The following is a 16,431-nucleotide window of genomic DNA, read 5'->3' on the forward strand; positions in this document are numbered from 1 at the left end:
TGTTGTGAATTTTTCGGGGTCTGGCAGTGGATAATCAACAAAAGAAAACCGGCAGGGTCTTTCGAGCCTGCCGGCGCTTGATCTGAGAAGTCTGTTACTGACCTGTCGGAACACCGGTTGTGTTGGTGTCCGTCGTGGTCGTCGACGTGCCGTTGCCGGTCGTCGGCTGCGCGTCACCGGTGGCCGGAACGGCACCGTCGGTGTCGGCCGCAGGCTGCTGGCCATTGGTGTTGGTCGTGCCGCCGAGCTGGTCGAGGACGCCGTTGCCCTGGCCCGTCGTGCTCTGGATACGGTCGAGGATGTCGCTCGGCCGCGATTCGTAGCGGGCGAGGATGCCCATGGCCAGCGAGGTGATGAAGAACAGCGTGGCAAGAATGGCGGTCGTGCGGGTCAGCGCATTGGCCGTGCCGCGCGCCGACATGAAACCGGAACCGCCGCCGATGCCCAGGCCACCGCCCTCGGAGCGTTGGATCAACACGACGCCGACAAGCGCCAGCACGATCATGAGGTGAACGACGATCAATACGGTCTGCATGGGTTTCCAGTCCTGCCTCTTGCGGGCAAAGTCAAAACGCGTTGGCGGCTCTTTACATGAGGCTTTCGTCTATTCCAAGCCCCCATGGCATTTTGAAGACGTCAAGCCAGCAATTCTTCGTACGCACGGTAGATGGCGAGGAAGTCCGCGGCTTTCAAGCTCGCGCCGCCGATCAATGCGCCGTCGACATTGGCGACGCCCATCAGTTCCTTGGCGTTGCCGGGTTTTACCGAGCCGCCGTAGAGGATGCGCATGGTCTTGCCCTGGTTTCCAAAGCGGGCAACCAGTTCCTTGCGCATGAAGGCATGTGCCTCCTCGATATCCTTCACGGTCGGCGTCAGGCCGGTGCCGATCGCCCAAACGGGCTCATAGGCGATAACGGTGTTTTCCGCAGTCGCCTCGTCCGGAACGGAACCGGCAAGCTGACGCTTCAGGATGTCGAGCGTCTGGCCGGCCTGGCGCTGTTCGGCCGTCTCGCCGATGCAGATGATCGCGGTCAGTTCGGCCGCATTGGCGGCAATCGCCTTGGCGCGCACCAGATGGTCGGTTTCGGCATGGTCCGTCCGCCGCTCCGAATGGCCGACGATCACATAGGTGCCGTAGCAATCGGCGATCATCTCGGCCGAAATGTCGCCCGTATGGGCGCCGGAGGCATTCTGGTGGCAATCCTGCGCGCCGATGGCGAGCGGGCTGTCGGTGCACAGCGCGGTGGCGACGTAAAGCAGGGTCGCCGGCGGGCAGATCAATGTCTCGACCTTGTCCGAGAGAGGCGAAAGGACGCCCTCGGCCATCGCCTTGATCTGGTCGAGCGAGGCACGCGTGCCGTTCATTTTCCAGTTTCCCGCGACAAGCGGGCGAACATCCGGGGTCATCAGACGATCCATTCTTGGTTGGCGAGAATTGAATGCCGGAGAAAGGCTGACGTAACGAAAGCTCCCCTTGGGACAGCCCTTGAACGAAAGCCCCGCGCCGTCACCGTTTCCCCTGCGACTGATCCCCTTCATAGTCACAATGGGCGGGGAATCAACGAAATCCGGCAAAATTTTACCGGAAAGCGAAAGTTTTCGGGCAGGCACAGTTAATTTTCGCCGGCCGCCCAGAGATCGGCGGCAAAGCGCGGGTCCCGCCAGTCTTCCAGCGATGCCGGCGGGGGCCATGCCTCCTCCCCGGCAAGATCGATATCGACCGGCAGGCGCCGGCCGTCATACGTCCGGGCGATCGCCGCAAGCTGGCCGATGAGCGCCGTCGTCGCCCGCCCGTCCTCGGGGAAAACGAAGAGGAAACCGTCGCGATCGCTGCCCGGCCGGAACTCCGTCAGCACAGGCGTCCTGCCGGCTCTCCGCAGCGCCGCCCGGCACGCCTCCAAAAATCCCGCCGAGCCCGCCGGCGGCACGTCCACGGCAAAACGGCGGAAGGCCGCCAGCAGCCGCGCTCCGCCGGTCCACGGCCATGCCTCCAACGGCCAGAAGAAATCCCACCACGCCACCGTCTTCGCCGCGTCCCCGCCCCCGGTCGCGTGCCAGGCAATCCTGCCCGCGACCTGGACGATGCGCGGTTGAAAAAACCATGGCTGCAGCGGCACGGTCAAAGGCAGGCGGCGGCGTTTCGGCATGTCGGGCAGTTCCGAGCCGGCATCGGCGTGATCGGCGGCGATGACCACACCCCGTCCGGCCCTATCCAGCCAGGCCCAGGCATATTCATGGATTTCCGCCCGCTCCCGGGCAAGCGCCAGCCCGTCCTCCGGCGTTGAAAACCGCAAGGTGTGGCGCTGCACATGCGCCGATGGTACCTTCATCAACTGCAATTCGACGGAGAGGATCAGCCCGGTCAGGCCATATCCGCCCAGCGTCGCGGCAAACAATTCGGCATTGTCCCGGCGCGAACAGGTCAGCACCTCGCCCGAACTTCTCATCAGCCGCAACGACCGCACATGTTCCGAAAAACACCCGCGTTGCATCCGGTTTCGCCCGGCAGGATCGGTCGCGGTCATGCCGCCAATGCTCGCCGCAGCGCTGCCTGCCGTAACGGGAAGAAAGAACCGTTGCGCCACCGCCCTGCCGACGACGGCCCGCAACGTCACCCCGGCTTCGCAGTCGATGACGCCGGTGCCGGGATCGAAGGACAGGATGCGGTTGCGCGGCCGCATGTCAATCAGCCTGCCGCCGTTGCGGACGAGCGCGCCGCCCGACAGCCGCCCGCCGACGCCAAGAAACGGCCCGTTAAGATCGGCCGCCTCGTTTTCAAAACGATCGGCGGAAAGGGTTTGCCTGTCCGGCAGGTTTTGATCGTCCGGTGCCGCCATGCCCGTCAACGGCCCGCAAGCAGCCAGTTCAACACCGCGCGCCAATCGACCATGCGGATCGGCGTGCCGTGCGAGCCCGTCTCGAACAGGGTGAAGCGGGCGGGATAACCGGCCTTGTGCAGCCGGTCGTAGAAGGCGATCTGGTCCGTTGCGGCATAAACGCTGTCCTCGCTTCCGTGAAAGAATGCGATCGGCAGCTTCGCCTTGTGGAAAACGCTCTGCGTAAAATCGGGATCGGTCGTACCGCCGAGGATCACCATGCTAGACAGCAGGCTTGCCTCCGTCTCGCGTGTCACGCCCCAGCAGATGAAGCTGCCCATCGAGGCGCAGGTCAAAATCACCGGCCGTCCCGGCGATTGCGTCACGGCATAACGGATCAGCCCGGCAACGTCGGAAACGCCGGCGGCGTCGAAGCTGCGCACGCTCGGCGCATAATAGACGCCGCCATTTTTGACGGCCAGGTTCTTCAGCCGGTTGAAATTGCCGCCGAACCGGTAGTCGTTGGCGCCCAGCCGCCGGTCGCCGCCGCGTCCGTGGATGAAGATCACCGTAAAGGCAGCGTTTCGGGCCGCTCCGGCGCGAAAGAGATCGAGCTTCCGCCCGCCAAGCCCCAGCGTTTCGTTCGCCTGGTATTTCTTGATGCCGAGATCGACAAAACGCCGCTTCACCCGCTGTTCGGGGATCTGGTCGCGCTCGTAGATGTCGCGCATCTTCTGATAGTCGATGCGCTGGAAATCGCCGTCGTCGCGGCTTTCCAGCACCGTCTGGCCGGAAAACAGGTCGTCCTTGAAAGGCTGCAGCGTCTCCGCGCCCGCCACGGCCGGCGACAGAAACCCGGCGAAAAGTGCCGTCAAAGCAAGAATTCGAGCCAGAATCCGAAAATGAGTTGTGGACATGTGCCGCACCGTTCCTTTGCACTGCGGTTCTGCCTTGCCATCCCCGGCTTCGCAAAGCAATCCTGATGCCAAAGTTTGCCGCTGATTTGCCGGGCATCGCGCTTTTGCAGGGATTCCGTCATAATTCCGGCGATTCGCGACCTGACGAACAAAGCAGGTACAAATACGGTGGCCGTGCGAGCGCCGCGTTCTCCCAGCGCCGGCCCGATCGGCCTTGAAGGATAAGATCTGAAGAATTCGATGGATAACAACGATCTCTTTTCCGCAGTCCCGGCGCAGCCGCAGCCGGAACCGCAGGCCATGGCGCCCGCCGCCAAGCCTGCAACACGCAGCCCGGCGCCCCCGCCGACGTCGAGCGACACCTACGACGCTTCGGCCATTCGTGTCCTTGAAGGGCTGGAGCCGGTGCGCATGCGTCCCGGCATGTATATCGGCGGCACCGACGAGAAAGCGCTGCACCACCTTTTTGCCGAAGTCATCGACAACTCGATGGACGAGGCGGTCGCCGGCCATGCCAACTTCATCGAAGTGCACATGGACACGCAAGGCTTCCTGACCGTCACCGACAACGGTCGCGGCATTCCGGTGGAAAACCACCCGCAGGTGCCCGGCAAGTCGACGCTCGAAGTGATCATGACCAAGCTGCATGCCGGCGGCAAGTTCGACGGCAAGGCCTACGAGACCTCGGGCGGCCTGCACGGCGTCGGCGTGTCCGTCGTCAACGCGCTCTCCGATCTGCTCGAAGTCGAAGTGGCGCGGAACCGCAAGCTCTATCGCCAGCGTTTTTCCCGCGGCCTGCCGCAGGGCGGGCTGGAGGAACTGGGCGACGTCCACAATCGCCGCGGCACCCGCGTGCGCTTCCACCCCGATCCGCAGATTTTTGGCGATCACGTCCGCTTCGATCCGGGCCGCATCTTCCGCATGGCGCGGTCGAAGGCCTATCTGTTCGGCGGCGTCGAAATCCGCTGGAGCTGCGATCCCGGCGTGCTGCCGGAAGGTTCTGAGTTTCCGGAAAAGGCCGTCTTCCATTTCCCCGGCGGCCTCAAGGATTACCTGCAGGCGACGCTCGGCAAGGAATTCACCGTCACCCGCGAGATCTTTTCCGGCCGCACGGAAAAGACCGGCGGCCATGGCGCGATGGAATGGGCAGTCACCTGGTATGGCGGCGATCAGCAGATCCATTCCTACTGCAACACCATCCCGACGCCCGAAGGCGGCACCCACGAGGCCGGCCTGCGCATCGCGCTGACAAAGGGCCTGAAGAACTACGCGGAACTGACGCAGAACAAGCGCGCCGCCATCGTCACCACCGACGACGTGATGATTTCGGCCGTCGGCATGCTCTCCGTATTCATTCGCGAACCGGAATTCGTCGGCCAGACCAAGGACAAGCTCGCCACCGTGGAGGCCCAGCGGATCGTCGAAAACGCCCTGCGCGACCCCTTCGACCACTACCTCGCCGACAATCCGGCCGAAGCGGCAAAACTGCTCGAATGGGTGATCGAGCGTGCCGACGAGCGGGTGCGCCGCCGCAAGGAAAAGGAAGTCAACCGCAAGACGGCCGTTCGCAAGCTGCGCCTGCCCGGCAAGCTTGCCGATTGCTCGCAAAACACCGCCGAAGGCGCCGAACTGTTCATTGTCGAGGGCGATTCGGCCGGCGGCTCCGCCAAGCAGGCGCGCAACCGCGCCAACCAGGCGATCCTGCCGCTGCGCGGCAAGATCCTCAACGTCGCCAGCGCCGGCCGTGACAAATTGTCCGCCAACCAGCAGATCGCCGATCTCATCCAGGCGCTCGGCTGCGGCACGCGCACGAAATATCGCGAAGAAGACCTGCGCTACGAACGCATCATCATTATGACCGATGCCGATGTCGACGGCGCCCACATCGCCTCGCTGCTGATCACCCTGTTCTACCAGGAAATGCCGGAGCTCGTGCGCGGCGGCCACCTGTTCCTCGCCGTGCCGCCGCTCTACCGCATGACCCAGGGCGGCAAGACGCTGTATGCCCGCGACGACGCGCATCGGCAGGAACTGATGGAAACTACCTTCAAGGGCAAGAAGGTGGAAATCGGCCGCTTCAAGGGCCTTGGCGAGATGATGCCGGCACAGCTCAAGGAAACCACCATGGACCCGTCGAAACGCACGCTGCTGCGCGTCGCCATCGACGAGGTGGATTTCGAAGGCACCCGCGACGCGGTCGACGCGCTGATGGGAACCAAGCCGGACGCCCGCTTCCGTTTCATCCAGGAGCGCGCGGCTTTCGCGGAAAACCTCGACATCTGACCGGACAAGCGGATATGGCCGCATCCCGGTGCAGCAATCGATAAACCCTGCCCTGCCATAATGTTTTAGAGATTGGCTGCTAGTATCCTCGCGGGGTGGAGGAAACGGCAGCCGCACTTGCGGACGGAAGCTTGAAACGCCGGCTTCGATCACCCATAGTCTGTGGCAAACGCGAACCTGTAAAGAAGTTGTCTTGACCGTCCCTGATCCCACACGAAGCCGCGGCGAACCGCGATGGCTCGGTCCCTCGACCCCGCTGCGCGCCGCCCTGATCCCGCCGCTCTCGGCCGCCCGCTGGCTTCTGGTGCTGGTTTTTTTCGCCGGTATCTACTTCTTCCACGGTTTCCTGGTGCCGGTTCTGGCCGCCCTGGTCATCGGTTTTGCCAGCTGGCCGATCTATTCGAAGCTGCAGCGCAATGTCGGCGGCAACAGCACCATCGCCGCGACGATCGCCATCACGCTGATCCTCGCCTTCCTCGTGGTGCCGATCACCATCGCGGTGTTCTACACCATCGATGAAGTGCGGCAGTGGTTTACCTGGATCGTCGAAGCCAATCGCGACGGTGCTCCCGTTCCGGAATGGATGGTCGCACTTCCAGGCGTCGGCCCCTGGATCGGCGAGCAGTGGACAAAACATATCTCCACCCCCGGCTCCATCGGCGCGCTGATGCAGGTGGCGAGCGGCGCCAATATCGGCAACATCTACAGGGCGGTTCTGGCGGCCGGCGGCGGCGCCTTCCATCTGTTTTTGACCCTGCTTTTCATGATGATTGCGCTGTTCTTCGTCTATCGCAACGGCGAAGCCTTCGCAAAGCAGGTCGATCTTCTCGGCGAGCGCATCCTGCCGACCCGCTGGGAGCGCATTTCCCGCGTCGTGCCGGCCACCATCAGTTCCACCGTCACCGGCATGACGCTGATCGCCATCGGTGAAGGCATCGTGCTCGGCATCGCCTATTGGATCGCCGGCGTCCCCTCGCCCGTGACCCTCGGCGTCCTGACCGGCGTCATGGCGTTGATACCGGGCGGTGCCCCCCTGTCATTCACGCTCATTTCGATCTACCTCGTCGCCAGCGGCGCGCCCATTGCCGGTATCGGCCTGTTCGTCTGGGGTTCGGTGGAGCTGTTCATCGTCGACAAGACGCTCAGGCCCCGGCTTGTCGGTGGCCCGATCAAGCTGCCGTTCCTGCCGACATTCTTCGGCCTGATCGGCGGCGTCAAGACGATGGGTTTCCTCGGCCTGTTCATCGGCCCGGTGCTGATGGCGCTTCTGGTGGCCATCTGGCGCGAATGGCTGCGCGAGGCGGAAATCTCCGCAGAGGACCCGCAGACGCAGCCCCTGGCGCAGGCGACGGTCACGGCGAAACCAGCCTCCCCGCCCCTCGTCAAGCAGGAAGAGGAATCGGCGGCCTGACGTATGTCCGGCCGCTTTCCCATGACGACTTGCGGCGCGTCGGCGCGATAACGGAAGATTCATAGCCCCTCCGCTATTCTCGGCTCCAACCCGAGCTCTTGATGCGGATCATCGCCATGCACCGCCTGCTGACCCTTTCGCTTTTCGCCGCGCTTTCCGCCTCGACCGCCTGGGCGGTCGATTCCCACGATATCCACTGGACTTACGACGGCCCGCAAGGGCCGGATCACTGGGCGGTCCTCAACGAAGGTTTTCACGCCTGCGAACTCGGCCAGGTGCAGTCGCCGATCGATATCCTGTCCACCAGCACCGCCGACCTGCCGGCGATCCGCTTCCGTTACGGAACCATCCCGACCGAGATCGTCAACAACGGCCACACGATCCAGGTCAACGTTCCCGCGGGCCACAGCATCGTCACCGACGGTGAAGAATACCAGCTGGTGCAGTTCCATTTCCACACGCCGAGCGAATACCATATCGAGGGCAAGGAATATCCGCTGGAACTGCATCTCGTTCACAAGAACGCCAAGGGGGGGCTTGCCGTGGTCGGCGTGATGATCGAGGAAGGCCCGGTCAATACCGAACTCGAGGATATCTTCTGGAATGCCCCGGAAAAATCCGGCACCACCGCCAAGCTGGAGACGATCGAAACCGACCTGTCGAAATTCCTGCCGAAGCAGGATACCTACTTCAAATTTATGGGGTCGCTGACCACGCCGCCCTGCAGCGAAGGGGTGAGCTGGCACATGATGACGACGCCGATCACCGCCTCCATGGCGCAGATCGCCAAGTTCAAGGAACGGTTCCAGATGAATGCCCGGCCGTTGCAGCCGATGAACGGCCGCCTCGTGGTGCGTGACATAAATTAAGCGATGGACCGGCGGATGCGGCGAGCCGCTCAGGCGGCCAGCGTCGCACAGTCGCGCGCCATCTGACGCTGCTCGGCGATGTTCAGCTTCTCGACCATATCCAGCAATTCGCCCTCGGCAGTCGCATCGAGTCTCTCGCTGCGGAACCTGTCGAGCAATTGCGTCGAAACCGATTGCAGCAGCGTGCCGATCGGCAAGGTCGCGGCCCGGCGCCACAACAGCGTCGCCTCGACGAAAACGGCGCTGACATCCCGCGGCAGGCCTGTCGCCTCGTAGAGCGCCCGCAGCGCATGCATCCGGCCCGTCGACAGGATCGAGCGAACGCGCCGGTCGTCGAGCCCTGAGAGATTGACGAGGGCAGCGGCAATAAAGTCCACCTTGCCGCTGCACAGCGCATGCATCAGGAACGCCGGCGTCAGCCGCCCGTCGATCCGCAGGTGCTCGACAAGTGCCGGCAGTTCCGCCACGGCGGTCGATCCGGCGAGCGACACCGTGCCGGCATCCCTCGCCTCGGCCGTGATCCGCCGGGCGCGTTCATTGCCGACGGCAACGCGCACCAGGTCGAGACCGGCCAGCGCCTCGCTCACCCGCAGCATCAGCAGATGCCTGGCATCCGCCGGCAATTCGTCGCGCTGCAGCAGCAGGCTGCGGATGTCGCCGTCTGCGCCATGGCGTTCCGCCAGCCGCTTCAGCGTGGTCCGCGATATCTCGGCGCCGGAGTTTTCGAGCAGCGTCAAAACCTCCGCCCACTCGCCCACCTCGGCGATCGCCGCCGAAACCGCGCGGGAAAGGCTCGCTCGCGATGCCACGAGTGCCCGCGTCATCGTGCTGCCGCGCCCGACGAGGTCGACCAGATCGGCATCCGTCAGCGCCGGCGAACGCAGGATGATCGCCGAGGCAATGTCCGGCTGGTCTTCGGCAAGAGACATCACCACCGCGCGCGGCGCCTTCGGCGTATCGGCCAGAACTTCGGCCAGCGCCAGGCGGACACGCGGCGACGGATCATCGAGCAGGTAGGTCATCGCCATCGCTGCCGCCGCCCGTTCCCGCGGGGTGATACGCGCCATCAGGAAGGCTCGCCCCAGGGCTGCAGCAGCGCGCGCCCGGTCGGCGGTCTTTGCTTTTTCGGCCCAGCGAAGGAATGCCTCTACAATCACGTTAACCTCGGGACTTGGCGCATGACGAACTCATGTCGTGAAAGCTAGCGGCAAAAAGTTTAAGATTGGTTCACCATGTTTGTTAACGTCGGCGGAAGCCGTTGAAACTGCTGGCGGCAGCTTCTATTCAAGGGCAACCGACGGATCGGACGAGGCAAAAAGCAGGAGAGGCTTCCAGATGCAGCGCCAGGCGCGAACCCCTGCAGGACGGCGGCGCTGATGCGCTCGTGGCTTCTCGTTCCCGGCCTCGATTCGCCGACGCTGACCGACAGCCTGCGCTCCGGCGCCGATGCTGTCGTCATCGATCTTCCCGCCAGCCTGCCCGAGCGTAAGGACGAAGCCCGGGGGATCACAGCCGATTTCCTCAAGGCGCGGAAAACCAGGACCTCTGGACAAGCTGCATGTTTCGTGCAGATCCACGGCTTCTCCTCCAATTTGGCGGAACGCGATCTCGACGCCGTGATGGCGGGAGCGCCCGACGGCATCGTTCTCTCCGCGACACGCTCCGCGGCCGATATCCAGCGGCTGGACGTGATGATCTCCGTGAGGGAAGCGATGCACGGGCTGCCGGAGGGCGAGACCGGTATCGTCGCCATGCTCGGCGATACGGCGGAGGGAATAATCGCCGCCGCCTCCGGCCGGGCCTTCGATTCGCCGCGCCTGCTGGGGCTCGCCTGGTCGATGCCGGGGCTTGCCGCCGATCTCGGCGCCGAACGGCTTCACGATGCGGAGGGTCGCATGACCGATGCCCTGCGGTTTGGCCGCACGGCGATGCATATGGCGGCTGCGGCTGCCGGCATCGCCGCCATCGATTCGCCGTCGGGATTGCTGCAGCCGGACCGCCTGCAACGCGACTGCCGGGAGGCCAAGGCAGACGGCTTCGAAGGCAAATTCGCGCTTCACCCCGCGCAGCTGCCCATCATCAACGCCCTGTTTTCGCCGACGATGGAAGAAATCGACACGGCCCGGAAAATCGTCGGCCGTTTTTCCGCACCGCCCTCAGGCCCGCTTTTTGCCGCAGACGGTTCGGTCCTGGCGCAAAAAGATCTCGCCCGGGCACGCCGCTTCCTGCAATACGCGCCCGGCCGAAACGATCGCTGATCAGGGCCTCGGCGGCCGGATCATCTCGAACACGTCGCTGCCTTCGGTATAATCCATGTAGCCCATGCGGGCGACGGGCCGCGCCACCGCCATGTCCAGCCGTCCGTCGCGAATGATCGTTTCGTCGATGTGGATGCCCACCACCTGGCCGAAAACCAGCACGTCGTCGGTGGGCTTGCCCGAAAGATCCAGCGGATTGCGGACCTCGGTCACCCGGCATTCCAGCACCGCCAAGGCTTCGGCGACATAAGGCGCATCGACGAGTTCGCCCTGTCTGGCGGCAAGCCCGGCGATCTCGAATTCATCGACACCGTAGGGCACGGCCACGGAACTGGCATTCATCTTCTCGACCAGATGGCGGCTGACGAAATTGGTGGTGAACACGCCGGTTTCTTCGGCGTTGCGGGCGCTGTGCTTGCGGCCGCCGGAGGAAAACATCACCAGTTTCGGCGAATCACCGATAGCATTGAAGAACGAATAGGGCGAGAGGTTGCGCGACCCGTCCAGCCCCCGCGTCCCGATCCAGCCGATCGGCCGCGGCGCCACGATCGCCTTGAAGGGATCGTGGCGCAGGCCGTGGCGGTTCTCGTCGGCGGTGTAAAACATCAGTCGTCGCTGCCGCCGACCCAGGAGACGATCTCCGCCAGGTCCGGACGCGGCCGTTCCACCGGCGGGAAATCCGACGAGCCGATATGAATGAAACCGGCCACCTTCTCTTCCGGCTTGACGCCGAGCAGCGGATAGGCGCGGGTGTCGAAGGCAAACCATTCCGTCAGCCAGTTGGACACGTAACCATGTGCATTGGCAGCCATCAGCACGTTGAGGCACAGGGCGCCCGCCGACATCAGCTGCTCCCATTCCGGGATCTTGAAGTGCGGCGCAGCCGTGCTGACCACCGCAACGACCGTCGGCGCGCGGGTGAAGCGGGTGCGCTCCACCTCGATCAGCTCGTCGGACAGGTTGGGCTCGGCCGCAAGGCGCAGCTTCAGCAGTTCCTCGCCGATCCTTGCCCGCTCCTCGCCGCGATAGACGATGAAGCGCCAGGGCGCCAGCTTGCCGTGATCGGGAACGCGGGACGCCAGGCGCAGGATCTCTTCCAACTCGCCTTTCGACGGTCCGGGGTCGCGCATCTGGAAGGCGGGGATCGAGCGGCGGACGGCGAGATAGTCGAGGAGGTGTGCGTCTTTCTGCATATCGGTTCGCTTTCATGTCTGCGGATGCGGTTACGGCCTTGAAATTGCCGCCCGGTTGGTTTGAAGTGCCGCCACCTGCAACAGAAGTCAACCGGCCCCGGAAAAGATGTCATCCCTTTCATTTGCCGCACGCGCCGGCTTTGCAATCACGCTGTTTTTCACCGCCTGCAGCCCGCTTCTCGCCCAAGACGCCTTCCAGAGCTTCCGCCAGCTCGACAGCACCTCGAAGATGCCGAAGCTCAATGCGTTTTCCGCCACGCCGGGCGTGGTGCCGTCGGCAGAAAGCGCGCTCAAGGACGTGGCGATGGAGGCCCGCCTGACCCCCGAGGGCGAGGCGATGCAGGAAGGCCTGTCATGGCGGGTGTTCAGCCCGATCCCCGGCGTCGACGGCAAGCTGCCGCTGGTCGCCTCGTCGGAAGGCGGTTCTGCCTCGTTCCAGCTGGTGCCGGGCGACTATTTCGTCAACGTCGCCTTCGGCCGCGCCGGCGCCACCAAGAAGCTGCAGGTGCCCTATACCGGCACGGCCGACAAGCAGGTGCTCGTCCTCGATGCCGGCGGCATCCTCCTGAATGCCGTCTCCGGCTCTGACGTGCGCATTCCGCCGAAGGAACTGAGCTTTTCGGTCTATTCCGCCGAAGTGCGGGAAGACGGCGAACGCGGCCTCGTGATGGCCGATGTCGCCCCCAACACCGTCATCCGCCTGAATGCCGGCACCTATCACGTCGTTTCCGAATATGGCGACGTCAATGCCGCCATCCGCGCCGACATCCAGGTCGAAGCCGGCAAGCTGACGGAAGCGACGATCCAGCACCGCGCCGCAAAAATCACCCTGAAACTGGTGGCCGACGAGGGCGGCGAAGCGATCGCCGACACGGCCTGGTCGATCCTGGCAAGTTCGGGCGACATCGTCGCCGAAAGCGTCAGCGCCTTCCCGACCATGGTGCTCGCCGAAGGCCAGTACACGGCCGTCGCCCGCAACAAGGACAAGATCTACCAGCGCGATTTTACCGTGGAAGCCGGCCGCAACACCGACGTCGAAGTCCTGCTCGCCGAGCCGAAGGTGGCTGAAAGCGTCGAATAAGTTTCTGCCGTCAAGCCGCCCGGTTTGCCCGTTTCAAGAACCGCTTCGGCGGCGGCGCCAGCGAGAACACCGCATCGTAAAGCCGCGTGGTGAGGTTCTTGCGGTCGGTGGTGTTCAGCTCTTCCCAGGAGATCAGGTTGCCGATGCGCGACGAGATGGTCGAGCCCGAGAGCCGGCGGAACTCGCGGATGAGCAGCGAAATGCGCAGCGTCATCGAAATCTTGCTGGCAAGGTGGAAGAGCCGGCCGTTCTGGCCCTCGAAATAGATCGGGATGACGCTGGCATGCGCCGACTGGATCAATTTTGCCGGGAACATCTTCCACGGCAGGTCCTCGGCGCGGCCAAACCCCTTCTTCGCCGTGGCAACCCCGCCGGCCGGGAACACCACCACCGTGGTGCCTTCCTTCAGCAGCCGCACGGCCTCGTGGCGGGTCTTCATGTTCAGCGCCAGCGCTTCCTTGGTCTCCTCGAAGGATACCGGCAGGGAATAAGGCGCAAGTTCGTTGACTTTCAGCAGGTCGTTGTGGATCAGCACCTTGAAAGGCCGGCCGAGCTGCTCGGCCAGCGCCAGAAGGGCGATGCCGTCGCCACCCGGTCGCTTTTGCCGACGATGTCGCGAGACCATGTCTCATAGACGCGGACGTAGCGGTCGCGCCCCGAAAGCCCTTCGATCGAACGGATGAACCAACGCTTGATCCGCGGATCGTTTTCGTTGGCATAAGACAGCTTCTGGAACTGCAAGTGGTTCGCCGGGTTTCCCCGCCCCTCGGCACCGATCCGGAAGCCGCCTTCGGCTTCCATCCAGGATGATGCCAGCATTTCATGATGGATCGCCGCCTTTCGCCGACTGGACTGCGGCTCGCAACGACCTCCCCCGCACTATAACACGCAGATGACAAAATTCTGACAGCGCCTGTACGATCACAGGCGCTGCCACCAATAATGGTCAGACGGCGCGCCGGGCGGCGGCCTTGCGCTTGACGTCCGGCGGGGTTGCTTCGTCCACCAGGGCCGCAAGCGCATCGGCAAGCGCCATCGGCGTCTGCGCCTGCGAGCCGAGCCGGCGGATATTGACCGAGCGCTCTTCCGCTTCCTTCTTGCCGCAGACGACGATCACCGGAACCTTGGTCACCGAGTGTTCGCGGACCTTGTAGTTGATCTTCTCGTTGCGGAAGTCGGTCTCGACGATCAAGCCGGCGTCACGTAGCACTTCGGCCACTTCGGCGCCATAAGCATCGGCTTCCGACGTGATCGTCGCGACGACGACCTGCACCGGCGCTACCCAGAGCGGCATGTGACCGGCGAAGTTCTCGATGAGGATGCCGAGGAAGCGTTCCATCGAGCCGCAGATGGCGCGATGGATCATCACCGGCTGCGTCTTCTCCGAGTTCTGGTCGATATAGAAGGCGCCGAAACGTTCCGGCAGGTTGAAGTCCACCTGCGTCGTGCCGCACTGCCATTCGCGGCCGATGGCATCCTTCAGCGTATATTCGAACTTCGGCCCGTAGAAAGCGCCCTCGCCCGGCAGGATGCCGGTCTTGATGCGCCCGCCCGACTGCTCCTCGATGGTCTTGAGAACATCGGTCATGACCGCTTCGGCGCGATCCCACAAGGCATCGGAACCGACGCGCTTTTCCGGACGGGTGGAAAGCTTCACCACCACTTCCTTGAAGCCGAAATCCTCGTAGACGGAGAGGATCAGGTCGTTGATCTTCAGGCATTCCGCCGCCATCTGCTCGTCGGTGCAGAAGATATGCGCGTCGTCCTGCGTGAAGCCGCGCACGCGCATCAGCCCGTGCAATGCGCCCGAAGGCTCATACCGATGCACATTGCCGAATTCGGCGAGGCGGATCGGCAGTTCGCGATAGGATTTCAGGCCGTGCTTGAAGATCTGGATATGGCCGGGGCAATTCATCGGCTTCAGGGCGAAGACGCGGTTGTCGGCCTCCTTGTCCTCCGGGTGCGTCAGCGCATGCGCCGATTTCACCGCGAACATGTTTTCCTGATACCAGCCCCAGTGACCGGAGGTTTCCCACAGCGCGGTGTCGAGCACCTGCGGCGCGTTGACCTCCTGGTAGTCGGCAGCCAGCCGCCGGCGCATGTAGGACACCAGAGTCTGGAAGATCCGCCAACCCTTGCCATGCCAGAACACCACGCCCGGACCTTCTTCCTGGAAATGGAACAGGTCCATTTCCCGGCCGAGACGGCGGTGGTCGCGCTTCTCGGCTTCGGCGAGCACGTGCAGGTAGTTGTCGAGTTCCGCCTGCTCTGCCCAGGCCGTGCCGTAGATGCGGGTCAGCATCGGGTTGTTGCTGTCGCCACGCCAATAGGCGCCGGCCACCTTCATCAGCTTGAAGGCGGTGCCGACCTGGCCGGTGGAGGCCATGTGCGGGCCGCGACACAGGTCGAACCATTCGCCCTGATTGTAGATCTTCAGGTCCTGGCCTTCCGGGATCGCATCGACGAGCTCGACCTTGTATTTCTCGCCCTTGGCGGCGAAGACGTCCTTGGCCTTGTCGCGCGACCAGATCTCTTTGGTGAACGGTGCGTTGCGGGCGATGATCTCCTTCATCTTCTTCTCGATGACCGGCAGGTCGTCGGGCGTGAAGGGTTCGTCACGGGCAAAATCGTAATAGAAGCCGTTCTCGATGACCGGGCCGATCGTCACCTGCGTGCCGGGCCACAGTTCCTGCACGGCCTCGGCCATGACGTGGGCGGCATCGTGGCGGATCAGTTCCAGGGCGCGCGGATCGCTGCGGGTGATGATCTCGATCCTGCCGTCGGTGACGGCATCGGACAGGTCGCGCACCGTCCCGTCGATCGCGATGGCGACAGCCTTCTTGACGAGCGACTTGGAAATGGATTCGGCGACGTCGCGGCCCGTGGTGCCGGCGTCGAAGGTACGGACATTGCCGTCAGGAAAAGTCAGGGAAACAGCTGCGGACATGAATGGTCTCCTTGTGTCCAGTCCCGCCAACGAATGCGGGTGGTGATTTTCGGGCCGGAACGCCCGGCGCATGAACGTGCGCGATATAGAAGGAAAAGCGCGAAATTGGAAGGGCGAACCCGAAACGAACGCTTAAATGCGATCTTTCGTCAACGACCTGGAAGCGCTACGGTCTCGCTGCATTTTTCCTTCACGAATACCGCGATGAAATCGCCCTGAGCGCAGTCGGGCCGCTCAACCCCGGCTACGCCTACCCAGGGACCAGTAAACCCAGGGCTTGAACCCCGCCCCCGCTTCGATCGCTTCCGGAACCGGATCGAAACCACTGGTCCCGCCCGGCCCGCAGCGACCGACACGAAACAGCGTCAGCCAGCCGCCGCTCCAAAGCCCGTGCCGTGCGATGGCTTCGTAGCCGTATTCGGAACAGGTCGGCAGATGCCGGCAGGAATTCCCGATCAGGCTGGAAAGCGTCAGCTGGTAAAGCCGGATCAGCGCCATGCCGATGAGCCGGCCCGGCGTCCTGCGAAACGATCCGCGATAGTTCCGCGACCGTGCCGGCGGATCGGATCCGTCGCGACGCTCCTTGGCGGCTGGCTTTTCAGCCCCCGCTTCATCGTCGCGATCACGGATGAAACAGAATTCACACATGCCGCCGG

The 16,431-nt window shown here is 63.7% G+C and carries 15 protein-coding genes and 1 pseudogene; 5 read left to right on the forward strand and 11 right to left on the reverse strand.

From position 1 onward, the window contains the following. Nucleotides 1–94: 94 nt before the first annotated feature. The 5 genes from secG to DEM27_RS33920 all read right to left on the reverse strand — a co-directional run bounded on the left by secG (nt 95) and on the right by DEM27_RS33920 (nt 3,984). Nucleotides 95–535, reverse strand: a complete 441-nt coding sequence (gene secG, locus DEM27_RS08720; RefSeq protein WP_245445741.1) for a preprotein translocase subunit SecG — start codon at nt 533–535, stop codon at nt 95–97. A 101-nt stretch (nt 536–636) separates the two neighbouring features. Continuing rightward, entirely contained in the window at nt 637–1,407 is a 771-nt protein-coding gene (gene tpiA / locus DEM27_RS08725; protein ID WP_109458191.1) for a triose-phosphate isomerase, read from the reverse strand. A 206-nt stretch (nt 1,408–1,613) separates the two neighbouring features. Beyond that, nucleotides 1,614–2,837, reverse strand: coding sequence for an FAD-binding oxidoreductase (locus tag DEM27_RS08730; RefSeq protein ID WP_109457840.1), 1,224 nt, complete (start codon nt 2,835–2,837; stop codon nt 1,614–1,616). Between the two features lie 5 nt (nt 2,838–2,842). Next, nucleotides 2,843–3,733, reverse strand: a complete 891-nt coding sequence (locus DEM27_RS08735; RefSeq protein ID WP_109457841.1) for a phospholipase — start codon at nt 3,731–3,733, stop codon at nt 2,843–2,845. Then, complete coding sequence (locus DEM27_RS33920; protein ID WP_165823370.1) at nt 3,688–3,984, reverse strand: hypothetical protein; 297 nt, start codon at nt 3,982–3,984, stop codon at nt 3,688–3,690. Before DEM27_RS33920 ends, DEM27_RS08735 begins: the two co-directional genes overlap by 46 nt. Here DEM27_RS33920 and parE point away from each other — a divergent pair. From parE to DEM27_RS08750, 3 genes are all read left to right on the forward strand, one after another. Further along, nucleotides 3,974–6,016: a DNA topoisomerase IV subunit B gene (parE, locus tag DEM27_RS08740; RefSeq protein ID WP_109457842.1), complete on the forward strand. Its 2,043-nt coding sequence runs from the start codon at nt 3,974–3,976 to the stop codon at nt 6,014–6,016. The two genes, DEM27_RS33920 and parE, sit on opposite strands and share 11 nt — an antisense overlap. Before the next feature lie 193 nt (nt 6,017–6,209). Beyond that, a complete protein-coding gene (locus tag DEM27_RS08745; protein ID WP_109457843.1) occupies nt 6,210–7,427 on the forward strand; it encodes an AI-2E family transporter in 1,218 nt (405 codons plus the stop codon). A 101-nt stretch (nt 7,428–7,528) separates the two neighbouring features. Beyond that, the gene (locus DEM27_RS08750) at nt 7,529–8,296 is read left to right on the forward strand and encodes a carbonic anhydrase (protein WP_205908885.1); all 768 of its coding nucleotides are present in this window, start codon (nt 7,529–7,531) and stop codon (nt 8,294–8,296) included. A gap of 29 nt (nt 8,297–8,325) precedes the next feature. On the opposite strand, the gene DEM27_RS08755 is transcribed toward DEM27_RS08750, so the two are convergent. Then, a complete protein-coding gene (locus DEM27_RS08755; RefSeq protein ID WP_245445743.1) occupies nt 8,326–9,453 on the reverse strand; it encodes a DUF2336 domain-containing protein in 1,128 nt (375 codons plus the stop codon). A gap of 219 nt (nt 9,454–9,672) precedes the next feature. Here DEM27_RS08755 and DEM27_RS08760 point away from each other — a divergent pair, with 219 nt between their 5' ends. Then, a complete protein-coding gene (locus tag DEM27_RS08760; protein WP_109457845.1) occupies nt 9,673–10,554 on the forward strand; it encodes an HpcH/HpaI aldolase/citrate lyase family protein in 882 nt (293 codons plus the stop codon). Here DEM27_RS08760 and DEM27_RS08765 read toward each other — a convergent pair whose 3' ends face one another. Further along, entirely contained in the window at nt 10,555–11,160 is a 606-nt protein-coding gene (locus DEM27_RS08765) for a flavin reductase family protein (RefSeq protein WP_109457846.1), read from the reverse strand. After that, on the reverse strand, nt 11,160–11,747 hold the full coding sequence (locus DEM27_RS08770; protein ID WP_109457847.1) for a nitroreductase family protein: 588 nt from the start codon (nt 11,745–11,747) through the stop codon (nt 11,160–11,162). Before DEM27_RS08770 ends, DEM27_RS08765 begins: the two co-directional genes overlap by 1 nt. Before the next feature lie 106 nt (nt 11,748–11,853). Here DEM27_RS08770 and DEM27_RS08775 point away from each other — a divergent pair, with 106 nt between their 5' ends. Beyond that, entirely contained in the window at nt 11,854–12,828 is a 975-nt protein-coding gene (locus DEM27_RS08775; RefSeq protein WP_245445745.1) for a hypothetical protein, read from the forward strand. 10 nt (nt 12,829–12,838) lie between these two features. On the opposite strand, the pseudogene DEM27_RS08780 reads toward DEM27_RS08775, so the two are convergent. From DEM27_RS08780 to yidD, 3 genes and pseudogenes are all read right to left on the reverse strand, one after another. Beyond that, a pseudogene (locus tag DEM27_RS08780) lies at nt 12,839–13,569 on the reverse strand (lysophospholipid acyltransferase family protein). Nucleotides 13,570–13,774: 205 nt separating this feature from the next. Continuing rightward, complete coding sequence (thrS, locus tag DEM27_RS08785) at nt 13,775–15,775, reverse strand: threonine--tRNA ligase (protein WP_109457848.1); 2,001 nt, start codon at nt 15,773–15,775, stop codon at nt 13,775–13,777. Between the two features lie 234 nt (nt 15,776–16,009). After that, nucleotides 16,010–16,423, reverse strand: coding sequence for a membrane protein insertion efficiency factor YidD (gene yidD, locus DEM27_RS08790; protein WP_109457849.1), 414 nt, complete (start codon nt 16,421–16,423; stop codon nt 16,010–16,012). Nucleotides 16,424–16,431: the final 8 nt, after the last annotated feature.

Origin of the sequence: Rhizobium album, from assembly GCF_003122325.1 — a bacterium.
Taxonomy (GTDB): domain Bacteria; phylum Pseudomonadota; class Alphaproteobacteria; order Rhizobiales; family Rhizobiaceae; genus Metarhizobium; species Metarhizobium album.